A 17,768-nucleotide genomic window follows, 5' to 3' on the forward strand; every position below is an offset into this window, starting at 1 on the left:
ATGCCGCTTGAATTAGCGATCATCCTGCCGACCCTGAACGAGCGCGGCAATCTCGGCCCGTTGATCCAGCGAATTGCGGATGTGTTGCGACCAGTCATTGGCGAAGATGGTTGGGAAATCCTCATCGTCGATGACAACAGCACGGATGGGACCGCGGAAGAGGGCCGAAATCTGGCGAGGACCGACCGCCGGGTGCGGATCATCCAGCGGATCGGGCGGCGCGGATTATCCAGTGCGGCGATCGAGGGGTTTTGCGCGACCGCCGCGCCTTTCGTTGCTGTCATGGATGCAGACCATCAGCACGATCCCGCGCTGCTGCCGGATATGCTGAGTGCGCTCAAGGGGGATGAGGCCGATATCTGCGTCGCCAGCCGTTTTGCGGAGGGGGCAAGCACAGAAGACTGGGCTGAACCGGAACGCCAACGCCTGTCCGGAATGGCCAATCGCGCGGCGCGTCTGATTACCGGTGTGAAGATGAGCGATCCGATGAGCGGGTATTTCATGCTTCGCACATCACAGGCGCTGGAAATGACGCCGCGCTTGTCCGGCATAGGATTCAAGATCCTGTTCGATCTGCTGGCCACTTCTGCCACGCCCCTGCGGGTCAGAGAGTTTCCGTTGAACTTCGCGGCGCGGCGCGAGGGCGAGAGCAAGCTGGACCGGGCGATCCTCTTCGATTTTCTCGCAGCATTGTACGACAAGACACTTGGGCATGTGATCCCAACGCGTTTCGCGCTGTTCGGGACGGTCGGCGGACTGGGCGTGATCGTTCACTACGCAGTGCTCGGTGCGCTGTTTCCGGGAATGACCGCGACCTTCTGGAAAGCGCATACGCTCGCCGTGCTCATCGCGATGAGCTTCAATTTCTGGCTGAATAACTGGCTGACTTACCGCGATAAACGGCTCAAGGGGTTCGCAGCTCTCCTGCGAGGATGGGTGGGGTTCTGCGCCACCTGTGCCGTGGGCGGTTTCGCCAATGTCGCGGTCGCCACCTTGCTCGAAAGCCAGGGCGTGTTCTGGGCCCTTGCGGCGCTCGCCGGCATCCTCATCGGGTCGGTCTGGAATTACGCATTATCGAGCCGGTTCGTTTGGGGACGGTTTTAGCGCCATCCTGCAAGCCACGTCCACTTGGCGAAGCTCATCGGCCCCTCGAGCGCACCAGCGCTCAGGATCGTGAAAAACACTGCAAACACCGCTCCGGACCCGGCCAATGCGACATAGCTGATCCAGCGATATTGCTCGCTGCGGTGAATATCCGAAAGCGTGAGGGCGAAGGCGGCGAGCAGGAAACAGCTCGGGATGAAATAGTGGTAATAGAACTGCACCGGTTTCGGTGCGATGAGCCAGAGACCAAGGCTCATCACGTATCCGGCAACCACAGCGACTTTCGCCCAGTCGCTCCTCCAAAAACCCGTTATCGTGCACCAGAGCAGCGCAGGCAGCCCCAGCAGCATCGTCAATGGATTGCCGATCAACAGCACGCCGCGCTGCGCACCGTCGGTGAACTCGTACAAATACCAGATGCCGCGTATGTTCATCACCCATTGCGGCCAGCTGCTTTGATACGAATGCGGGGCGATGACCTGTCTTTGCAGCTGCAAGATCTCCTGATGCAAGGCAAACAGTCCGCCTTCCGATAGCGGGGAGGGATGGAATTCATCGCCGAGCCAATATCCCGGTGCGAAGGTCAGTGCGTAGACCATGACCGGGATCAGACCGAGCCAGAGGAACGCCTCGGCCAGTGAGACACCAGGGACCGGAATGCCGCGCCTGCTCGTGATCAGACGCCGCCGTCCAGCAGAAAGACGCGCGGCGAAGAAGGCCACTCCGGGCAACATGGCGAGCGGTACGGCATTCCATTTCGATGCCATCGCGCAGCCGATCGCGATACCGGTCAGCGCCAATCGCTTCCGTCCGCGTTCTGGCTCGCGGATCGCGGTAGCAAACTGCCATGCGGCGAGTGCAATGAACGCGGCCATGAAGATATCGAGCATGGCGATGCGGGCGTGGACGAAAACGTGGAAACCCGTCACCAGCAAGATGCCAAAAGCCGCGGTCGCGAACCTTTCATGGCTTGCATGCCAGATCGCGCGCATGCCTGCGAAAATCGTGATGATCCCGGCCAGCAGGGGCATGATCCGCCAGCCGAGCGGATTGTCTCCGAACATGGCAATGCCGAGCGCCAGGATTTCCTTCCCGAGCAACGGATGCTCGCGGTTGATATACCTGCTGCCATCTCCCCAAATGGCGATGATCTCGCGCGCGGCGGGAAGATAGTGCACCTCGTCGAAATATGGCGCGCTGGGAATCGTAAGCCGTATTGCCGCTAGCGCGCCAAAGACGAGCGGAATGGTAATGCACCAGAACCAGGGATCGCGCGGATGCTCGGGCGGCGCTGAGGGTTCATGCAAACGTGCAGGAATGGGCTGGGCGGGTGCCTCTGACATATGCCGCCAGCGCTTAGGAAAGCGCGTGGCGGGCGGCAAGTGCGATTACGCCGGCGAGGGTTTTGCCTGTCCCTCGACGCCGCGCTCCAGCCAGAAGAGCCGGGCGCACATTGCGAGCAGGCCGATACTGGCGGTGCAGCCAACGAACAGCGCCCATGGCAGCACGTTCATACCGGCCGCTCTCGCGCGAGGCGCGATGAAGAACAGCGCGATCATCACGCACATTATCAGGTCCCACCAAACTTGGATGCCGGTGAGGTTGGCGGTGTGATTGGTCCAGAACATGACGACGCCCTCCTGCCAGATCTGCACAGCGGTGTACGCGCCGAATCCGGCGGAAAGCATCGCGGCGAGCGTGGCATTCCCGGTTGTTGGCTTGGCGACAAGGATATAGATCAGGGCGATTCCGCCGAATGCCGCGGTTATGATGAAGAGGGTTTGCAGGATGTCCATGGATCGTTCTCCGGCTCGTTGTGTAGCAGTTGCTACGCACACTGGTAACGCAATGTAGCAATTGCTACAAGAGGAAAAATGGCAAATCCTGCTCTCTCCCGCGAAACCCTGCTGCCCAAGCTGGCGGCGCATGTGCTCGAGCATGGCTTAGGCGGAGCGAGTCTGCGCCCGCTGGCCAAGGCGGCGGGCACGAGCGATCGCATGCTGATCTATCATTTCGGCAACAAGGAGCAGCTCGTCATCGACCTGCTCGAGTACATTGCTGGTGTGTATTCTACCGCGCTCGACATGGCCATCGGGCCGGATCGGCCCAAAACCCGGCAGGAGTGCTTCGAGCGAATCCTCGAGCAGGGCCGCCAGCCGGGAATGCAGAATTTTCTTGTCCTGTGGTGGGAAATCGTCGCGGGCGCGGCGCGCGGAGTAGCTGGCTATCGCGAGGCGGCAGATCAGATGATGACCAAGCAGCTCGCCTGGCTGGAGACGCAAATGCCGGCAGACGATCCCGATCCTGCGGGCGGCGCTCGTTTCCTGATGACGCTGCTCGAAGGCACCTTGATGCTGGGCGTCGTCGGGCACGAGCGCACGGCGAGCGACGGGCTGGTTGCGGGCCAGCTCTAACCGCCCTAATCGTGCGAGCATGAAGAAAACCACCGGAATGGACCGCGCCGCTACGCGCAAATGGCGTCCCGCCACACAGGCGGTGCGCGGCGGAACCTGGCGCAGCGAACATGGCGAGACAAGCGAAGCGATGTTCCTCACCTCGGGCTATACCTATGACGACGCGCAGACGGTCGCTGATCGGTTCGCGGGCGATGCGGAAGGCATGACCTATTCACGCCTTCAGAACCCGACGGTAGCGATGCTTGAGGAGCGCATTGCCTTGCTCGAAGGCGCAGAGGCGTGCCGCGCACAGGCAAGTGGAATGGCAGCGATGACAGCGGCGCTGCTTTGCCAGCTATCGGCGGGGGATCACTGCGTTGCGGCGAGAGCGGCGTTCGGTTCGTGCCGCTGGCTGGTGGATAACCTGCTGCCGCGCTTCGGAATCGAAACGACCGTGATCGACAGCGCCGACAACACTCAATGGGAAGCCGCGATCCGGCCCAACACCAAGGTGTTTTTCTTCGAGACTCCGGCAAACCCGACGCTCGATGTCGTCGACCTGAAGCATGTTTGCGATCTCGCGAAGGCGCACGGTATTACAAGCGTGGTGGACAACGCTTTCGCCTCGCCCGCCTTGCAGCGCCCGATGGAATTCGGCGCAGACATAATCGCCTACAGTGCGACCAAGCTGATGGATGGGCAGGGCAGGGTGCTGGCTGGGGCAATTTGCGGCTCCGAGGAATGGATCACCGAAACGCTGATGCCGTTCCAGCGCAACACCGGGCCGACGCTTTCACCGTTTAACGCATGGGTTGTTCACAAGGGGCTGGAGACGCTGTCGCTGCGCGCCCATCACCAGAGCCGAAGCGCTGTAGCGCTGGGCGAATTGCTAGAACCGCGCATCGTGAAAGTCGGGGGGGAAATGCGCCATCCCGGCCTTGCGAGCCATCCGCGCCACAATCTTGCGCTCGCGCAAATGGATGCAACGGGACCGATCTTTGCCTTCGATGTCGGGACGAGGGAACGGGCCTTCGCGATCCTCGATGCGATGGAGCTGATCGATATCTCGAACAATATTGGCGATTCCAAGAGCCTGATGTGCCATCCGGCAAGCACGACCCACGCGAATATGGGAGAAGACGCCCGCGCTGAAATGGGCGTGACCGAAGGGCTGCTGCGGATCAATGTCGGACTAGAAGATATCGCCGACCTGACCGAGGACATGGACCGGGCCTTGGCTGCGGCAGGGATCTAGCGCCTACCGCGATACGGCTCGCACGCCACCCCGTCATTGTCGCGGTCGAGCGCCGATCTGTAGCCTGGCTGTCCGCGATATATCGGCGCCGCCCCAGCCGCTCGCGCGGCATCGCAATTGCGATAATACACATCGCCCTGGATCGACTGGGCTTCTTGTACCGGCCTGCTTGCGCGCGGATTTCGATGGCAATGGTATTCGCCGGTCTTGCGGTTGTTGTGGCAGCCTTCCGCATTGAGTCCGCCGGGGTGCGCGATCACCGCCGATACCGGTATCGAAGCCAGTCCTAGCGCGATGATCGCGCTGAAGGCAGATGCGGAGAGCGCCTTTACCATGATCTGAGCATATCATGCACGGGACCCGCATGTGTTAATGCTTGGCCCAACACGCAAAAAGCCGGGTCACTCCTGTGGGAGCATACCCGGCTTCATGCACATCGGCCCCGCTTCGTGCGTATTCTCTCGGGGGCCGTTCGGAACGGTTCAATGCGAGGGACCACCCTCTTTGAATTGCGATGACTACGGGCTCTATGCGCCGCAGACACGTGAGTTTATACCGGTCCTTTCCTAACGGAACCGGTCCAATCGCAGGAAACGCCGCGTTTACCATGATCGCCGTAGCTCAACTGCGTTGTTGTGCATTGCAGCATTGATCTCTAGTGACACCTTAACTCTCCTTGCGGGACCCGTCCTGCACACCCTCGACGGGTATAGTCTGGAACTTGAATATGATTGCAGACCGCTCTTTTGCGGCCACGTTGCGGCGTGACTGGCTCGGCCAACCGAAGGCGGACATCCTGGCAGGGGTGGTCGTCGCGCTCGCGCTTATCCCCGAAGCGATCGGATTTGCGCTGATCGCCGGTGTCGATCCGAGCGTTGGTCTCTATGCTTCGGTCGTGATCGCGATGGTCATCGCGCTAACCGGCGGGCGTCCGGGAATGATTTCGGCTGCGACCGCCGCTGTGGCCGTGGTCGTGATCCCGCTGGTGCGCGATTATGGTGTCGAATACCTGTTTGCTGCGACGATCCTGATGGGTGTTTTCCAGGGCATAGCGGCGATCCTACGGCTCGACCTGCTCATGCAGTTCGTCAGCCGCAGTGTCATCACCGGTTTCGTCAACGCGCTCGCAATCCTCATTTTCATGGCACAGATCCCGCAGCTCGATCCGTCGCAGGATGGCGTCAATCTGTATACCTATGCGATGGTCGCAATCGGTCTCGGTATCATCTATCTGCTGCCGCGCATCACCAAAGCCGTGCCGAGCCCCTTGGTCGCGATCGTGTTGCTGACAGCCGCCGCGATGGTTTGGGGCCTGCCGGTCAACAATGTCGCTGGCGAGGGCGAGCTGCCCGATGGCCTGCCTTTCTTCGCAATCCCCGACGTTCCCCTCACATGGGAAACGCTCCGTATCATTGCCCCTTTCTCGCTGACCATGGCCGCGGTTGGCCTCCTCGAAAGCCTACTCACCGCGCAGATCGTGGACGACATGACCCACACCGACAGCAACAAACAACGCGAAAGCGCCGGGCAGGGCGTCGCCAATATCGCGGCGGCGTTCTTTGGCGGGATGGGCGGCTGCGCGATGATCGGCCAGTCGGTCATCAACGTGGCGTCGGGCGGGCGCGGGCGTTTGTCGACCTTCACCGCAGGCGCGTTCCTGCTGTTCCTGCTTACGGTGCTCGGCCCTTATGTTGGCCAGGTTCCGATGCCCGCGCTGGTTGCCGTGATGATCATGGTCAGCATCGGCACTTTCAGCTGGAATTCGATCCCCAACCTGCGCCGCCACCCGCCAACGAGTTCTGCGGTTATGATCGCGACGGTGATCGTGGTTGTCTGGACGCACGACCTCGCACTGGGTGTGCTCGTCGGTGTGCTGCTTTCAGGCATCTTCTTCGCCGGCAAGGTCCGCAATATGTTCACGGTCGAGCGTATCCGCCGCCCGCATAGCGCCGTCTATGTCGTGACCGGAGAGATTTTCTTCGCCAGCGGTGACAAGTTCATGAAGATGCTCGGCCCGGAAAGCCGCTATGAGGATGCCGCGCACCATGTCGTTATCGACGTGAGCAAGGCGCATTTCTGGGATATCTCTGCCATTGGCGCGCTGGAAAAGGTGATCGAGCGCATGCGCCGCAACGGCCGCCATACGCGGGTCGTGGGCCTGAATTCGGCAAGCGCCGACCTGTTCGACAGGTTCGCGCTGGAGGACCGCACGGGGATCGAGCTGGGCCTGGCGCCGATGAAGTCGGTTTGAGCGGATTGGTCGTCCATGCCTGAGCGCTGCATTCAAAGCGGCCGCTTTCGGAGCCACGATCATCGCTGGGATATGTCCGACAAGGGGTGGGAAGCGGACGGTCTTGTTTTTGGCTGTGCAGCGTGGAAACGGACGTAGTTTTTTCGTGCTTTTGATGGCTTTCGTTTTATCCGGTTCCGGTAAACTTCGCGAACCCAATGACCCACCTCAGTACTGAACGAACCCATGGGCGTATGTCAGCCTTCTATAGTCGTATCGCGGTACTCGATTCCGGCATCCCGGATTTGAAATGCCAGCCATGACAGCGAGACCCCTGAATAGGATTGGAGTTGAATCGAGTAGCGGTCGTGAAAGTGAAGCCAATACTCGCGGATATTTGCCTGCTCCCATCTTTCAATCGTACGGCACTCGATTGAGCTGATTTCGGACAAAGCTGAGCGAAAGCCTATTTCTTCGCCATGCATGTGGTCTGGCACATCCCAACTTAAATGGCCGTCGGCCAATCGGAAATGCCAATATCCAGATTTACCTAGGCTTTTTATGGCGAATACGGCCACTTTGACGCCAGCATAAATGCCAAAAGCAACCATGATGAGTCCTAAAAATGCCCATCCGTCCCCTGTCGCCAGCGCGCTTGCTAAGGAGTCCCAGACCGTAAATCTGGGAAGCAAATAGAGACCAGAGATAATGAGTCCCGTCGCGAACACCGAAGAGATAAACAAGCGAGTCAGGGCTCTGCTTTTCGCAGATACACGGATGTCGAACTCGTACGCTCGGGTCATCGTACTACCCAGCAAGAAACAAGATTGGCCTACTACGTATCAAGCAAGAGTTACCAAAGATGCAAAACGAACATGTAGAAATGTCACCCACAAAAGCTCTGTCCGGTTTCGTCAGGTAGGCTTGTTGATATTGGCGTCTGACACTGGGGTCGCAAGTGGAAAGTCCGCTTTCGGTCTGGGCGAATTCAACGCAGACGTCCAATAAGAGTCTCACCCCATTGGCGTTTAAACCGAGCCGCGCCCGCCTTGCTCTTTGCTTCCGCGCGTGCAAGTCATCGCGCTCATTCGGGAGAAAATGCAAATGGCCGACCGTGTCGAGCTGATTTTCGATTTCGTCAGCCCAAACGCCTACCTCGTCTGGTGGCCACTGCGCAACGTAATCAAGCGTACCGGGGCAGAGCTCGATATCGTGCCTGTCTTTCTCGCCGGGATGCATCGCATTACAGGCAACGCGCCGCCAATGGTTCGCGACGCGGAAGTGAAGGGCAAGAATGAGTACGCGATGCTCGAAATGCAGCGCTTCATCGCCACGCACGGGCTGAGCAAATACAAGCTTCATCCGCAATTTCCGTTCAATTCGATCCTCCTCCAGCGCATGCTTTTCGCCGCCGATCAGGACGGGCGCGGCGTCCAGTTCGCAGAGAGCCTGCTGCCTGCAATCTGGGAAGACGGTGTCGATATCGCCGATCCCGAGGCTCTGGGCGAGGTGATCGCCGCTGCCGGTTTCGACGCGGCTGACCTTTTCGCCCGCTCGCAAACGGACGAAGTCAAACAGGGCCTCGCCGCGAACACAGACAAAGCAGTCGAGCGCGGAGCCTTCGGCATACCCACCATGTTCGTCGGCAAGAACGGCGCGGATGAAGCAAGTTACGAAATGTTCTTTGGTAAGGAACGGCTAGGCCAGGTCGAAGAAGAACTGGCCAAGGGGTAGAGCCCGTCAGACGGCATCCGTCAGTGCGAAAAGATCGCTTCGGCTTGGCGGACATTGATGGCTTCATTCCTCGGCGAAATTTCAACGGATTGGGAATACAGCGGGGATTAACCGGGTTGGTGCTCTTGTTACGCAAAAGAGAATCGTTACCTTGAGTTTGCTATGAAAGAGCTGTTCCAACACGCTGCCATGACCGACGGGGTTACCGTTCGGGTCGCTGTCAACTTTCTGCCCGAGCAATCCCATCCGGAGGCGGGTAAGTGGTTTTGGGTTTACCATATCCGCATAGAGAACGGCTCGCATGAACCGTTGCAGCTGCGCACCCGCCATTGGCGTATCACCGATGCGCGCGGCATGGTGAACCATGTCGATGGAGAGGGCGTTGTCGGTGAGCAGCCAATGCTGCAACCGGGCGAAAGCCACGATTACGTGTCGGGTTGCCCGCTGACGACACCGCACGGTTCGATGGAAGGGTTCTACACTTTCCTGCGGGGCGATGGATCTCCGCTGGAGGTGCGCATTCCGTTTTTCCCGCTCGCTGCGCCAGAAACCGCCGACGACAACCGCTGACTACGCCGCTGATCGGACGCCGCGGCGACCGGTCGCATCGCAGTGGCTTGCGATGATCGCATAGCGCGTTAAAGCAGGCCGCTGTGAAACGCACGCACCTCCCCTTGAATGCCCTGCGCGTCTACGACGCGGCAGCTCGTCACCTCTCCTTCACCCGCGCGGCGGATGAGCTTGCGGTGACGCCCGCAGCGGTGGGGCAGCAAATCCGCGCCTTGGAGGATCACCTCGGCGTGGTCCTGTTTCGCCGCACGAGCAAGGGGTTGGAACTGACGCCGGAAGGCGAAGCCGGGCTCGATGCCTTGCGCGAGGGTTTCCTGCGGTTCGAAGAGAGCGTGCAGTCCATGCAGGCTGGGCAATCCTCAGACCGCTACACCATCGCGGCCCCGCGCGAGTTCTACGCCGAATGGCTCGCCCCGCGCCTCGCCGTGTTCCAGAACGATACGCCCGGCGTGCTCTACAGCTTCGTAGCGGATGAGAACGCCGATTTTACCGAAGCGAACCTCGATCTCGCGATCCGCCTAGTCGATGGGCCGGGTGATCTCGAAGGGGTCCAGCTCGCCCCGGCAGAGCGCGTCACCGTCGCCGCGCCACAGCACCGCGATGCGTGGATCGACTGGCCCGGCGCAGCGCTTCCCGAAGGGGTGAAGCCGTGCATCAAAGCGGGGAGCGCCGGGCAGGCGCTGTCCTCTGCGCTCGCCGGGATGGGGCGCACGGTGTTGCCCCGGCCGCTGGTCGCCCACGCGCTCGAAAGCGGGACATTGCTCGCGCAGGGCGATCCGGAAGAGAGCCGCCGCGCATACTGGCTTGTCGCGCCGACCCCGCAATGGCGCAGCAAGAAGGTGAAAGCGCTCGTCGCCTTCCTCACCGCGTAGCTTCGCCGCACCCGGCCAGTCTTGCACTCTGCCTTGCCTCGCGTATCAGCGCGGGCATGACCGACGTTCCTGTCCTCACTACCGACCGATTCACCATGCGCCCGCTGCGGCGCGGGGATGCGGGCGCGCTGCTGCCCACGCTGTCCGACCCCGAGCAGTGCCTGTATCTCACGCGCGAGGCGTTTGCCGATGAAGAGGAGCTGTGGAGCTGGCTTTCCGATCCCGAATGGCCAGGCCGCACCTGGATCGCCGAGGATGCAGGCGGCGCCGTCGCCGGGCGTTTCGTCGCTTCCCCTGCGCATGAAAGCGGTTTCGTGGAGATCGGCTACATCGTGTGCCGCGACCGTCAGGGCGAGGGCATCGCGCGCGAGTGCACAGCCGCCCTGGTCGCACACCTGTTCGCGCTTCCCACAAACGAAGGCGGCGCACGCAAGCTCACCGCAGAGGTCGACACGCGCAATCGGCCCTCGATCCGCCTGCTCGACGACCTCGGCTTCACCCGCGAGGCGCATTTTCGCGAGCACGAGACGAGCCATATCGGGCTGTGCGACGTGTATTGGTACGGCTTGCTCAGAAGCGAGCGGGACAAGGCCGCTCCGCCCGCGCGTTAGACCGGGGGGCGCCAGCCCTCCGCCTGCGCGTCCTCCAGCACCTCCTCGCGAATATCCTCGTACAGCGGATGGCCGGGCACGATCTCGCGCATGTCGACGCGGTAGCGGCCCCGGTAGCTGAGCACGAAGGCGAGCATCGAATTCGCCCTGGTGTTGTAAAGCCCCTCGGCCATGGCGCGCTCGATCGCGCAATCCTCCAGCCGCAGCACGCCCCAGGTGAGCGCCTCGTCCCACGCCGCGTTGAACTCTTCTGCCCCGGGCCGCTCGCGAAGCTTGTAGATCGCCTCTTTGGACTTGCCGATATGCCTGGCTGCGGAGGTGACGATCCCGGTGGCGGCGAGATGCGCGATGAATTCGCGCTGGAGATCGGGCGTGATCGAGTTGCGACGCGGCCGCTTGTGCGGAACCGGTGCGAAGTCAAGCAGCGGATCGTCAGGCGCAGGCGGGTCGGCGGAGAAGGCGACGGCGGAGGTGGCCTCGCGGGGGGTCTTCCGATGGTTGGTGAGCTTGGTCATGGCTCGGCGGGAACATGCACATTCCGGTGAAGTAGGAAAATCAATCTCCGAGCTTGCCATTCGGATAGGCGACTTGCTTCAGGCAAAATTATGCGCGGAAAACTCATCCATGAAATTTGCAGTTTGCGTGGGTAATTATAAGGGTTGGCCAGCAGATGAATTAAAATATGAGAAGCTAGTGTATGCGCTATGAGAAGTTTTCGATAAAGAACTTCAAAGGTATCAAAGATACGACAGTCGATCTTCGTTCATTGACTAACGTGAATGTATTTTCCTTAGTCGGCTTGAATGAAAGCGGGAAGACCACACTGCTCGAAGCGATCCATAGTTTTGCTCCCGACGATCTATCCGGGAAATTGATTACTGCGGAAAGTGAAGAAGATGCCACGATAGCCCAGGCTCGAGTTCCAAGGCACAAGCTTGCCAATTTTTCCGGTGATGTCTCAGTTGAGGCAACGGTTGTGCTGCAGGATGGCGATGAAGAGAAAATCCGCGAGTATGCGTTGGATGAATACGATCTTCAGATTGAGAAAGGGGATTTTCCTGATAGAATCGTTATCAACAAGATCCACCGCTTCGACCGCGGTGATTTCGAGGGTGATTTCGTCGAAATGGACTTTCTTCCGAAGGTAAAAAAGAAAAAGCAAAGAAACTTTAGGAAACAAACGCCAGAAGATATATCGCTAATATGGAATTGTTTCTATGCATACGTTCCAGCCATTGCTTACTATCCCACATTCATATTCGATTTTCCTGACCGGATTTACCTCACTCCTCGGCGTGGTTCTTTTAGTCGATTCTATAAATCAGTCTTTGCCGATGTTCTATCAAATGACGGGCAAGGATACACGACTGATGACATAATTCGACGCGTGCGTGCGCCCGAATTGCTTATGGCGTGGAGTGAGTTCCTCCCCAAGTGGACGATGGGCGATTCAAGGGCAAAGGTTAAGCAGATCGTTGATCGCGCATCTGCATCTATGACCCACGTGGTGCTCGGAAAATGGAATAAGATTTTCGGTGAAGATGCAAGCGGCAAAGAAGTCGCGGTCGAGTATGAATTGGAGGAAGGCCGAAAATATAATGCAGAAACTAAGTCATTGGAGCCAAGTGATCTACATGACATTTATGTTTGGTTTGAAATCAAGGATGGTTCGCGAAGATTTAAGGTGAATGATCGCTCGCTTGGATTTCGTTGGTTCTTCGCATTCTTGCTTTTTACGCAGTTCCGAGTGTCGAGTGCGTCCGGCCGCCCTCTCCTATTTTTGTTCGATGAGCCCGCATCAAACCTTCATGCCGCTGCTCAGCAAAAGCTGATAGAGAGCTTCCCTGAAATTGCGACCGGCAACAATATGCTCATCTACAGCACGCATAGCCACTATATGATTGACCCAGCTTGGCTTGAGCAGTGCTTCATCGTTACGAACAGAGCCGACGCACCTGATGGCAGCATAATTGGGAACGCGCTAATTGATGATGAAGCTCTCGACATTAGAGCTGCAAGGTACCGCGCTTTCCTCAATGAGAACCCAAGTGACACGAGCTATTTTCAGCCGATCAAGGATCGTCTTGACGTGGTTCCGTCGCGATTCGATTATTCCCTGCCTAGCATTGTTGTTGAGGGAAAGTCTGATTATCACTTGCTCGAATATGTACGAAGAAGATTTGGTCCTGACGATTTGAGGCTCTTGCCAGCGACCGGATCAGGGACCTTCAGCGCTCTCATCTCCCTCAGCGTTGGTTGGGGCACCAAGTTCCTTTTCATGTTGGACTCTGATGGGGCAGGACTCAAGGAAAAGGCGCGCTATTCCAGTGATTTTGGAGCAAGGTCGGACGCGCTCAGAACTATCCAAGATTATGTGCCGGGCGCAAAAGATATAGAGAGCCTTCTCGATGAACGTGCGCGTGAAAAAATTCGCGATCACCTTCGTCTAACAAAGAAGCCCAACAAAAAACAAATACAGCGATTCTTTCAAGAAATGCTGGCAAAGGGTGAGTATGTTCCTCTGGGAAATAGTTTCATAGCCAAAACAAAGAACTTGTTAACGAAACTTGGTACTGACCTCGACGATCTTCACCCTTGATCCCCCCGTTCCCCGACCTGCGCCCCGCCCAAGCGGACCCCTTGCGAGTCCCCTTGAGACAATAGAGCTGAACATTGCCGGTCCTGTCCCGCAGGTCTTGCTGTCACAAGCAAGGCCTCATATTTTCGGGCGGCGCTATGCAGGCAAGCTTTTTCCGCCGTTCACGCAAAAGCCTTGAAGACCTCTGTAATGCCGGGCGGGTCGCAATCCGCCTTCAGCCGAACAATCGCGGTTTCCACGTCGAGTACATATTCGAGAACATCACGATCGCTGTCGACCAACCGCCCGCCCAGCGAGCGGGTGAAGTCCTTTGCGCCGGCATTGTCCGCCAGTATGTTGACCTCGAATTCGGTGATTGCCTCTTCCCGTGCATCGAGCAGGATGGTCGCCGTCAGCAGCTTGCCAAGGCCCAGGCCGTGATACTCGTCCAGCACGGCGACCGAGAATTCGGCGCAATCGTCGTCTTCCTCGTCGCGAAACGCGTGGACTGCGCCGATCGCGGGCTTGTCATCCCCGGCCATGTCGAGCGCGCCCCATGCGATGTGATCGTGCCCGTCGGCTGCGACAAGGCGCTCTATCACCCATTCGGGGGCGGAGCGCGCGCCGGAGAAGAACCGAAGATAGCGCGACCGCTGCGACATTTTCTCGATGCCGACGCGCATCAGCTCGCGGTCCTCCTCGCGAATGGTGCGGATGCAGACCGGACTGCCGTTCTCCAGCCGGGTTTCGATTTGCAGGGGTTGGGCACGCGGTCGCTGCATGGGAGTGTATTAGCATGGGTTTGCGCAGTGACAGCGCGAAAAAAGCTGGCCTCCAGGTCCTTGACCCAAATCCAACACTCCCCTATCTGCGCCCAATCCAAGCGGACCCCTCGCGAGTCCCCTTGAGACAATAGAGCTGAACATTGCCGGTCCTGTCCCGCAGGCTTTGCCCATAGAAGCAAAGCCTTTTCTATTGGGGCGAACCTTCTCACGAAGGCGCGCTTGGTAGGGCATCCGTCAAAGTAACCCGGTGGCCGAAGGGTCCGATCTGGGTGGAGCGTTTCAGCTTGGTCGAATGGCCCCGCGCACAGGCTTTGCCCGTGCAGGCGAGGGCGCTTCTGCCAAGCTTCCTCCACGCATATCACTCCCAAGTCGCCGCCAATATAACGGTGAAGAGTAACTTATGCCGACGATCAACCAGCTGGTCCGCAAGGGCCGCACTCCGCAGAAGGCCAAGTCCAAGGTCCCTGCGATGGAGCAGAACCCGCAGAAGCGCGGTGTCTGCACGCGCGTCTACACCACGACGCCGAAGAAGCCGAACTCCGCTCTGCGTAAGGTCGCCAAGGTGCGCCTGACGAACCAGCGCGAAGTCATCTCCTACATCCCGGGCGAAGGCCACAACCTGCAGGAGCACTCTGTTGTGCTCATCCGCGGCGGCCGTGTTCGCGACCTTCCCGGCGTTCGCTATCACGTCCTTCGCGGCGTGCTCGATACGCAAGGGGTCAAGGATCGCAAGCAATCCCGCTCGAAGTACGGCGCCAAGCGTCCGAAGTAATTGAGGCGCTGTGACGGGCCTCTCCTCCGCCCTTCTGCCATCACGGATAATCTCCGGGTGGAAGGGCGGGGGAGAGGGCCGGCACAGCCAGGACGCTCATGGATATGAGCGGACACTCCGAAGGAGTTTAGAAATATGTCACGTCGTCGTAGGCCCGAAAAGCGGGTTATCCTTCCTGATCCCAAGTTCGGTGATCAGGTTCTTTCGAAGTTCATGAACAACCTGATGCTGGACGGCAAGAAAGCCGTTGCAGAAGGTATCGTGTACAGCGCGTTCGAAACGGTCGAAGCCAAGGCCAAGACCGATCCGGTGCAGCTGTTCCACGACGCGCTCAACAATGTGAAGCCGCAGGTCGAAGTGCGCAGCCGCCGTGTCGGTGGTGCGACGTACCAGGTGCCGGTCGAGGTTCGCCCCGAGCGTGCCCAGGCTCTCGCCATCCGCTGGCTCATCGGTGCCGCGCGCGGTCGTCCTGAAACGACCATGAGCGCGCGTCTCTCGGGCGAGCTGATGGATGCCGCCAACAACCGCGGCAACGCCGTGAAGAAGCGCGAAGACACGCACCGCATGGCCGATGCGAACCGCGCGTTCTCGCACTACCGCTGGTAAGATTGTGGATGGGCGAGCGGCTGGTCCTGGCCACGTCTTTCGCCCGTCACAATCGTCACTATATGGGGAGCCGACCCGCTTCGCAGGCGGCCCCCACTGACGCTTAAGGAATAAATTATGGCCCGCGAGTATCCGCTGGAGCGCTATCGCAATATCGGCATCATGGCTCACATCGATGCCGGCAAGACCACCACGACAGAGCGTATTCTGTACTACACCGGAAAGTCCTACAAGATCGGCGAGGTGCATGATGGCGCCGCGACGATGGACTGGATGGAGCAGGAGCAGGAGCGCGGGATCACGATCACCTCGGCTGCGACCACGACTTTCTGGTCCGCCGAAGACGGTCAGGGTCCAAAGCACCGCATCAACATCATCGATACGCCCGGACACGTGGACTTCACGATCGAAGTCGAACGTTCGCTGCGCGTACTCGACGGCGCGGTCGCGGTGTTTGACGGCGTGGCCGGAGTTGAGCCGCAATCCGAAACCGTATGGCGCCAAGCCGACAAGTACGGCGTGCCTCGCATGTGCTTTGTCAATAAATTGGATCGGACCGGTGCGGACTTTTATTACTGCGTTCAGTCGATCATCGATCGCCTCGGCGCGACGCCGCTAGTCCTTTATCTTCCGATCGGTACGGAAGCAGATCTCAAGGGTGTGGTCGACCTCGTCAACAATCGCGGCATCGTTTGGGAAAACGACGGCCTTGGCGCCGAGTTCAGCTACATCGATATCCCGGCCGACCTTGCCGATAAGGCTGCCGAGTATCGCGAAAAGCTGATCGAGACCGTCGTCGAGCAGGATGACGATGTCATGGAAGCCTATCTCGAAGGCGAAGAGCCAGACGCAGCGACGCTGAAGCGGCTTATCCGCAAAGGCACAATGGACCGCGCATTCGTGCCGGTGCTGTGCGGCTCGGCGTTCAAGAACAAGGGCGTTCAGCCGCTGCTCGATGCAGTGGTCGATTACATGCCTTCCCCGCTCGACGTTCCTGCGATTAAGGGTGTAAAGCCCGATAGCGACGAAGAAGACACGCGTGAATCGAACGATGACGCGCCGTTCTCCGCACTCGCGTTCAAGATCATGAACGACCCGTTCGTCGGCTCGCTCACCTTCACCCGCATCTATTCCGGTCAGCTGTCCAAGGGTGGCGTCCTGAACTCGGTAAAGGACAAGAAGGAAAAGATCGGCCGCATGCTGTTGATGCACTCGAACAATCGCGAGGACATCGATGAGGCATTTGCCGGTGATATCGTCGCGATTGCGGGTCTCAAGGAAACGACGACCGGTGATACGCTGTGCGATCCGTCCAAGCCGATCATCCTCGAGCGGATGGAATTCCCGGATCCGGTTATCGAGCTGTCCGTGGAGCCAAAGACCAAGGCCGACCAGGAAAAGATGGGCGTCGCGCTCAATCGCCTTGCTGCCGAGGACCCCAGCTTTCGTGTCACGACCGATCACGAATCGGGCCAGACGATCATCAAGGGCATGGGCGAGCTTCACCTCGACATCCTGGTCGATCGTATGAAGCGCGAATTCAAGGTCGAAGCCAATGTCGGTGCACCTCAGGTGGCGTACCGTGAATCGCTCGGCCGCGAAGTCGAGCTCACCTACACCCACAAGAAACAGTCGGGTGGTTCGGGTCAGTTCGGTGAAGCCAAGGTTGTCGTGACACCGGGCGAGCGCGGCCAGGGCATCATCTTCGAGGACGAGATCAAGGGCGGTAACATTCCGCGCGAATACATCCCGTCTGTGGAAAAAGGGATGCGCGAGCAGGCTGAAAGTGGCTTCCTGGTCGGGTTCCCGATCATCGATTTCACCATTCGCCTGATCGACGGCAAATACCACGACGTCGACTCGAGCACGGTTGCGTTCGAGATCACCGGTCGTGGTGCAATGCGCGAAGCGGCTCAGAAGGCCGGTATCAAGCTGCTTGAGCCGGTGATGAAGGTTGAAGTTGTCACGCCTGAGGATTACCTCGGCGATGTCATCGGCGATCTGAACAGCCGTCGTGGCCAGATCCAGGGTACGGACAGCCGCGGCAATGCCCAGGCAGTCGAAGCATTCGTGCCGCTGGCCAATATGTTCGGCTACGTTAACGAGCTGCGTTCGTTCACACAGGGCCGTGCCCAGTACACGATGCAGTTCAGCCACTACGACGAAGTCCCGGCAAGTGTGGCGCAAGAGGTTAAGGAGAAGCTTGCTTAAGCGAGCAAGCCGGTATAGGGGCGGCGCCTGATTCAGCGGGCACC

General features: G+C 59.2%; 18 protein-coding genes. 12 read left to right on the forward strand and 6 right to left on the reverse strand.

Annotated features, from left to right (window positions below):
• The gene (locus KCG45_RS10910; protein ID WP_218317254.1) at window positions 1–1,104 is read left to right on the forward strand and encodes a glycosyltransferase family 2 protein; all 1,104 of its coding nucleotides are present in this window, start codon (window positions 1–3) and stop codon (window positions 1,102–1,104) included.
• On the opposite strand, the gene KCG45_RS10915 is transcribed toward KCG45_RS10910, so the two are convergent.
• Window positions 1,101–2,447, reverse strand: a complete 1,347-nt coding sequence (locus KCG45_RS10915; protein WP_218317255.1) for a phospholipid carrier-dependent glycosyltransferase — start codon at window positions 2,445–2,447, stop codon at window positions 1,101–1,103. The two genes, KCG45_RS10910 and KCG45_RS10915, sit on opposite strands and share 4 nt — an antisense overlap.
• A 45-nt stretch (window positions 2,448–2,492) precedes the next feature.
• Window positions 2,493–2,900 (reverse strand): hypothetical protein, encoded by a 408-nt coding sequence (locus KCG45_RS10920; protein ID WP_218317256.1) that lies wholly within the window; start codon window positions 2,898–2,900, stop codon window positions 2,493–2,495.
• Window positions 2,901–2,978: 78 nt separating this feature from the next.
• On the opposite strand from KCG45_RS10920, the gene KCG45_RS10925 reads away from it, so the two are divergent.
• Together KCG45_RS10925 and KCG45_RS10930 are read left to right on the forward strand one after the other, a co-directional pair.
• On the forward strand, window positions 2,979–3,518 hold the full coding sequence (locus KCG45_RS10925; protein ID WP_218317257.1) for a TetR/AcrR family transcriptional regulator: 540 nt from the start codon (window positions 2,979–2,981) through the stop codon (window positions 3,516–3,518).
• A gap of 19 nt (window positions 3,519–3,537) precedes the next feature.
• Window positions 3,538–4,755, forward strand: coding sequence for a trans-sulfuration enzyme family protein (locus tag KCG45_RS10930; RefSeq protein ID WP_218317258.1), 1,218 nt, complete (start codon window positions 3,538–3,540; stop codon window positions 4,753–4,755).
• On the opposite strand, the gene KCG45_RS10935 is transcribed toward KCG45_RS10930, so the two are convergent.
• Window positions 4,752–5,090: an excalibur calcium-binding domain-containing protein gene (locus KCG45_RS10935; protein WP_218317259.1), complete on the reverse strand. Its 339-nt coding sequence runs from the start codon at window positions 5,088–5,090 to the stop codon at window positions 4,752–4,754. The genes KCG45_RS10930 and KCG45_RS10935 overlap by 4 nt on opposite strands.
• A gap of 392 nt (window positions 5,091–5,482) precedes the next feature.
• Between KCG45_RS10935 and KCG45_RS10940 the strand changes: the two genes are divergently transcribed.
• On the forward strand, window positions 5,483–7,006 hold the full coding sequence (locus KCG45_RS10940) for a SulP family inorganic anion transporter (RefSeq protein WP_218317260.1): 1,524 nt from the start codon (window positions 5,483–5,485) through the stop codon (window positions 7,004–7,006).
• 236 nt (window positions 7,007–7,242) lie between these two features.
• Here the strand turns inward: KCG45_RS10940 and KCG45_RS10945 are convergent, their stop codons facing one another.
• Entirely contained in the window at window positions 7,243–7,788 is a 546-nt protein-coding gene (locus KCG45_RS10945; protein WP_218317261.1) for a hypothetical protein, read from the reverse strand.
• 301 nt (window positions 7,789–8,089) lie between these two features.
• Here KCG45_RS10945 and KCG45_RS10950 point away from each other — a divergent pair, with 301 nt between their 5' ends.
• The 4 genes from KCG45_RS10950 (at window position 8,090) to KCG45_RS10965 (ending at window position 10,772) form a co-directional block, all read left to right on the forward strand.
• Window positions 8,090–8,719, forward strand: a complete 630-nt coding sequence (locus tag KCG45_RS10950; RefSeq protein ID WP_218317262.1) for a 2-hydroxychromene-2-carboxylate isomerase — start codon at window positions 8,090–8,092, stop codon at window positions 8,717–8,719.
• A 162-nt stretch (window positions 8,720–8,881) separates the two neighbouring features.
• Window positions 8,882–9,289 (forward strand): Co2+/Mg2+ efflux facilitator ApaG/CorD, encoded by a 408-nt coding sequence (apaG, locus tag KCG45_RS10955; protein ID WP_218317263.1) that lies wholly within the window; start codon window positions 8,882–8,884, stop codon window positions 9,287–9,289.
• A gap of 83 nt (window positions 9,290–9,372) precedes the next feature.
• Entirely contained in the window at window positions 9,373–10,161 is a 789-nt protein-coding gene (locus KCG45_RS10960; protein ID WP_218317264.1) for a LysR family transcriptional regulator, read from the forward strand.
• A 56-nt stretch (window positions 10,162–10,217) separates the two neighbouring features.
• Window positions 10,218–10,772, forward strand: a complete 555-nt coding sequence (locus tag KCG45_RS10965; RefSeq protein ID WP_218317265.1) for a GNAT family N-acetyltransferase — start codon at window positions 10,218–10,220, stop codon at window positions 10,770–10,772.
• Here KCG45_RS10965 and KCG45_RS10970 read toward each other — a convergent pair.
• Entirely contained in the window at window positions 10,769–11,287 is a 519-nt protein-coding gene (locus KCG45_RS10970; RefSeq protein WP_218317266.1) for a hypothetical protein, read from the reverse strand. The genes KCG45_RS10965 and KCG45_RS10970 overlap by 4 nt on opposite strands.
• A 182-nt stretch (window positions 11,288–11,469) precedes the next feature.
• Between KCG45_RS10970 and KCG45_RS10975 the strand changes: the two genes are divergently transcribed.
• Window positions 11,470–13,371, forward strand: a complete 1,902-nt coding sequence (locus KCG45_RS10975; protein ID WP_218317267.1) for an ATP-dependent nuclease — start codon at window positions 11,470–11,472, stop codon at window positions 13,369–13,371.
• 161 nt (window positions 13,372–13,532) lie between these two features.
• Here KCG45_RS10975 and KCG45_RS10980 read toward each other — a convergent pair whose 3' ends face one another.
• On the reverse strand, window positions 13,533–14,132 hold the full coding sequence (locus tag KCG45_RS10980) for a GNAT family N-acetyltransferase (RefSeq protein WP_255548136.1): 600 nt from the start codon (window positions 14,130–14,132) through the stop codon (window positions 13,533–13,535).
• Between the two features lie 403 nt (window positions 14,133–14,535).
• Between KCG45_RS10980 and rpsL the strand changes: the two genes are divergently transcribed.
• The 3 genes from rpsL to fusA all read left to right on the forward strand — a co-directional run bounded on the left by rpsL (window position 14,536) and on the right by fusA (window position 17,724).
• Window positions 14,536–14,907, forward strand: coding sequence for a 30S ribosomal protein S12 (gene rpsL, locus KCG45_RS10985; RefSeq protein ID WP_007164630.1), 372 nt, complete (start codon window positions 14,536–14,538; stop codon window positions 14,905–14,907).
• 135 nt (window positions 14,908–15,042) lie between these two features.
• Entirely contained in the window at window positions 15,043–15,513 is a 471-nt protein-coding gene (gene rpsG, locus KCG45_RS10990; protein ID WP_218317268.1) for a 30S ribosomal protein S7, read from the forward strand.
• Between the two features lie 117 nt (window positions 15,514–15,630).
• Window positions 15,631–17,724: an elongation factor G gene (fusA, locus tag KCG45_RS10995; protein ID WP_218317269.1), complete on the forward strand. Its 2,094-nt coding sequence runs from the start codon at window positions 15,631–15,633 to the stop codon at window positions 17,722–17,724.
• The last annotated feature ends 44 nt before the right edge of the window (window positions 17,725–17,768 follow it).

Origin of the sequence: Erythrobacter ani (genome assembly GCF_019204025.1) — a bacterium.
In the GTDB taxonomy this organism is placed as follows: Bacteria; Pseudomonadota; Alphaproteobacteria; order Sphingomonadales; family Sphingomonadaceae; genus Erythrobacter; species Erythrobacter ani.

Coding starts and splice junctions, on each gene's coding strand:
- KCG45_RS10920 (WP_218317256.1), bottom strand. CDS start 2,900: ATGGACATCCTGCAAACCCTCTTCATCATAACCGCGGCATTCGGCGGA.
- KCG45_RS10970 (WP_218317266.1), bottom strand. CDS start 11,287: ATGACCAAGCTCACCAACCATCGGAAGACCCCCCGCGAGGCCACCTCC.
- KCG45_RS10940 (WP_218317260.1), top strand. CDS start 5,483: ATGATTGCAGACCGCTCTTTTGCGGCCACGTTGCGGCGTGACTGGCTC.
- rpsL (WP_007164630.1), top strand. CDS start 14,536: ATGCCGACGATCAACCAGCTGGTCCGCAAGGGCCGCACTCCGCAGAAG.
- KCG45_RS10915 (WP_218317255.1), bottom strand. CDS start 2,447: ATGTCAGAGGCACCCGCCCAGCCCATTCCTGCACGTTTGCATGAACCC.
- apaG (WP_218317263.1), top strand. CDS start 8,882: ATGAAAGAGCTGTTCCAACACGCTGCCATGACCGACGGGGTTACCGTT.
- KCG45_RS10980 (WP_255548136.1), bottom strand. CDS start 14,132: ATGCAGCGACCGCGTGCCCAACCCCTGCAAATCGAAACCCGGCTGGAG.
- KCG45_RS10935 (WP_218317259.1), bottom strand. CDS start 5,090: ATGGTAAAGGCGCTCTCCGCATCTGCCTTCAGCGCGATCATCGCGCTA.
- KCG45_RS10945 (WP_218317261.1), bottom strand. CDS start 7,788: ATGACCCGAGCGTACGAGTTCGACATCCGTGTATCTGCGAAAAGCAGA.
- KCG45_RS10930 (WP_218317258.1), top strand. CDS start 3,538: ATGAAGAAAACCACCGGAATGGACCGCGCCGCTACGCGCAAATGGCGT.
- KCG45_RS10965 (WP_218317265.1), top strand. CDS start 10,218: ATGACCGACGTTCCTGTCCTCACTACCGACCGATTCACCATGCGCCCG.
- fusA (WP_218317269.1), top strand. CDS start 15,631: ATGGCCCGCGAGTATCCGCTGGAGCGCTATCGCAATATCGGCATCATG.
- rpsG (WP_218317268.1), top strand. CDS start 15,043: ATGTCACGTCGTCGTAGGCCCGAAAAGCGGGTTATCCTTCCTGATCCC.
- KCG45_RS10975 (WP_218317267.1), top strand. CDS start 11,470: ATGCGCTATGAGAAGTTTTCGATAAAGAACTTCAAAGGTATCAAAGAT.
- KCG45_RS10925 (WP_218317257.1), top strand. CDS start 2,979: ATGGCAAATCCTGCTCTCTCCCGCGAAACCCTGCTGCCCAAGCTGGCG.
- KCG45_RS10910 (WP_218317254.1), top strand. CDS start 1: ATGCCGCTTGAATTAGCGATCATCCTGCCGACCCTGAACGAGCGCGGC.
- KCG45_RS10950 (WP_218317262.1), top strand. CDS start 8,090: ATGGCCGACCGTGTCGAGCTGATTTTCGATTTCGTCAGCCCAAACGCC.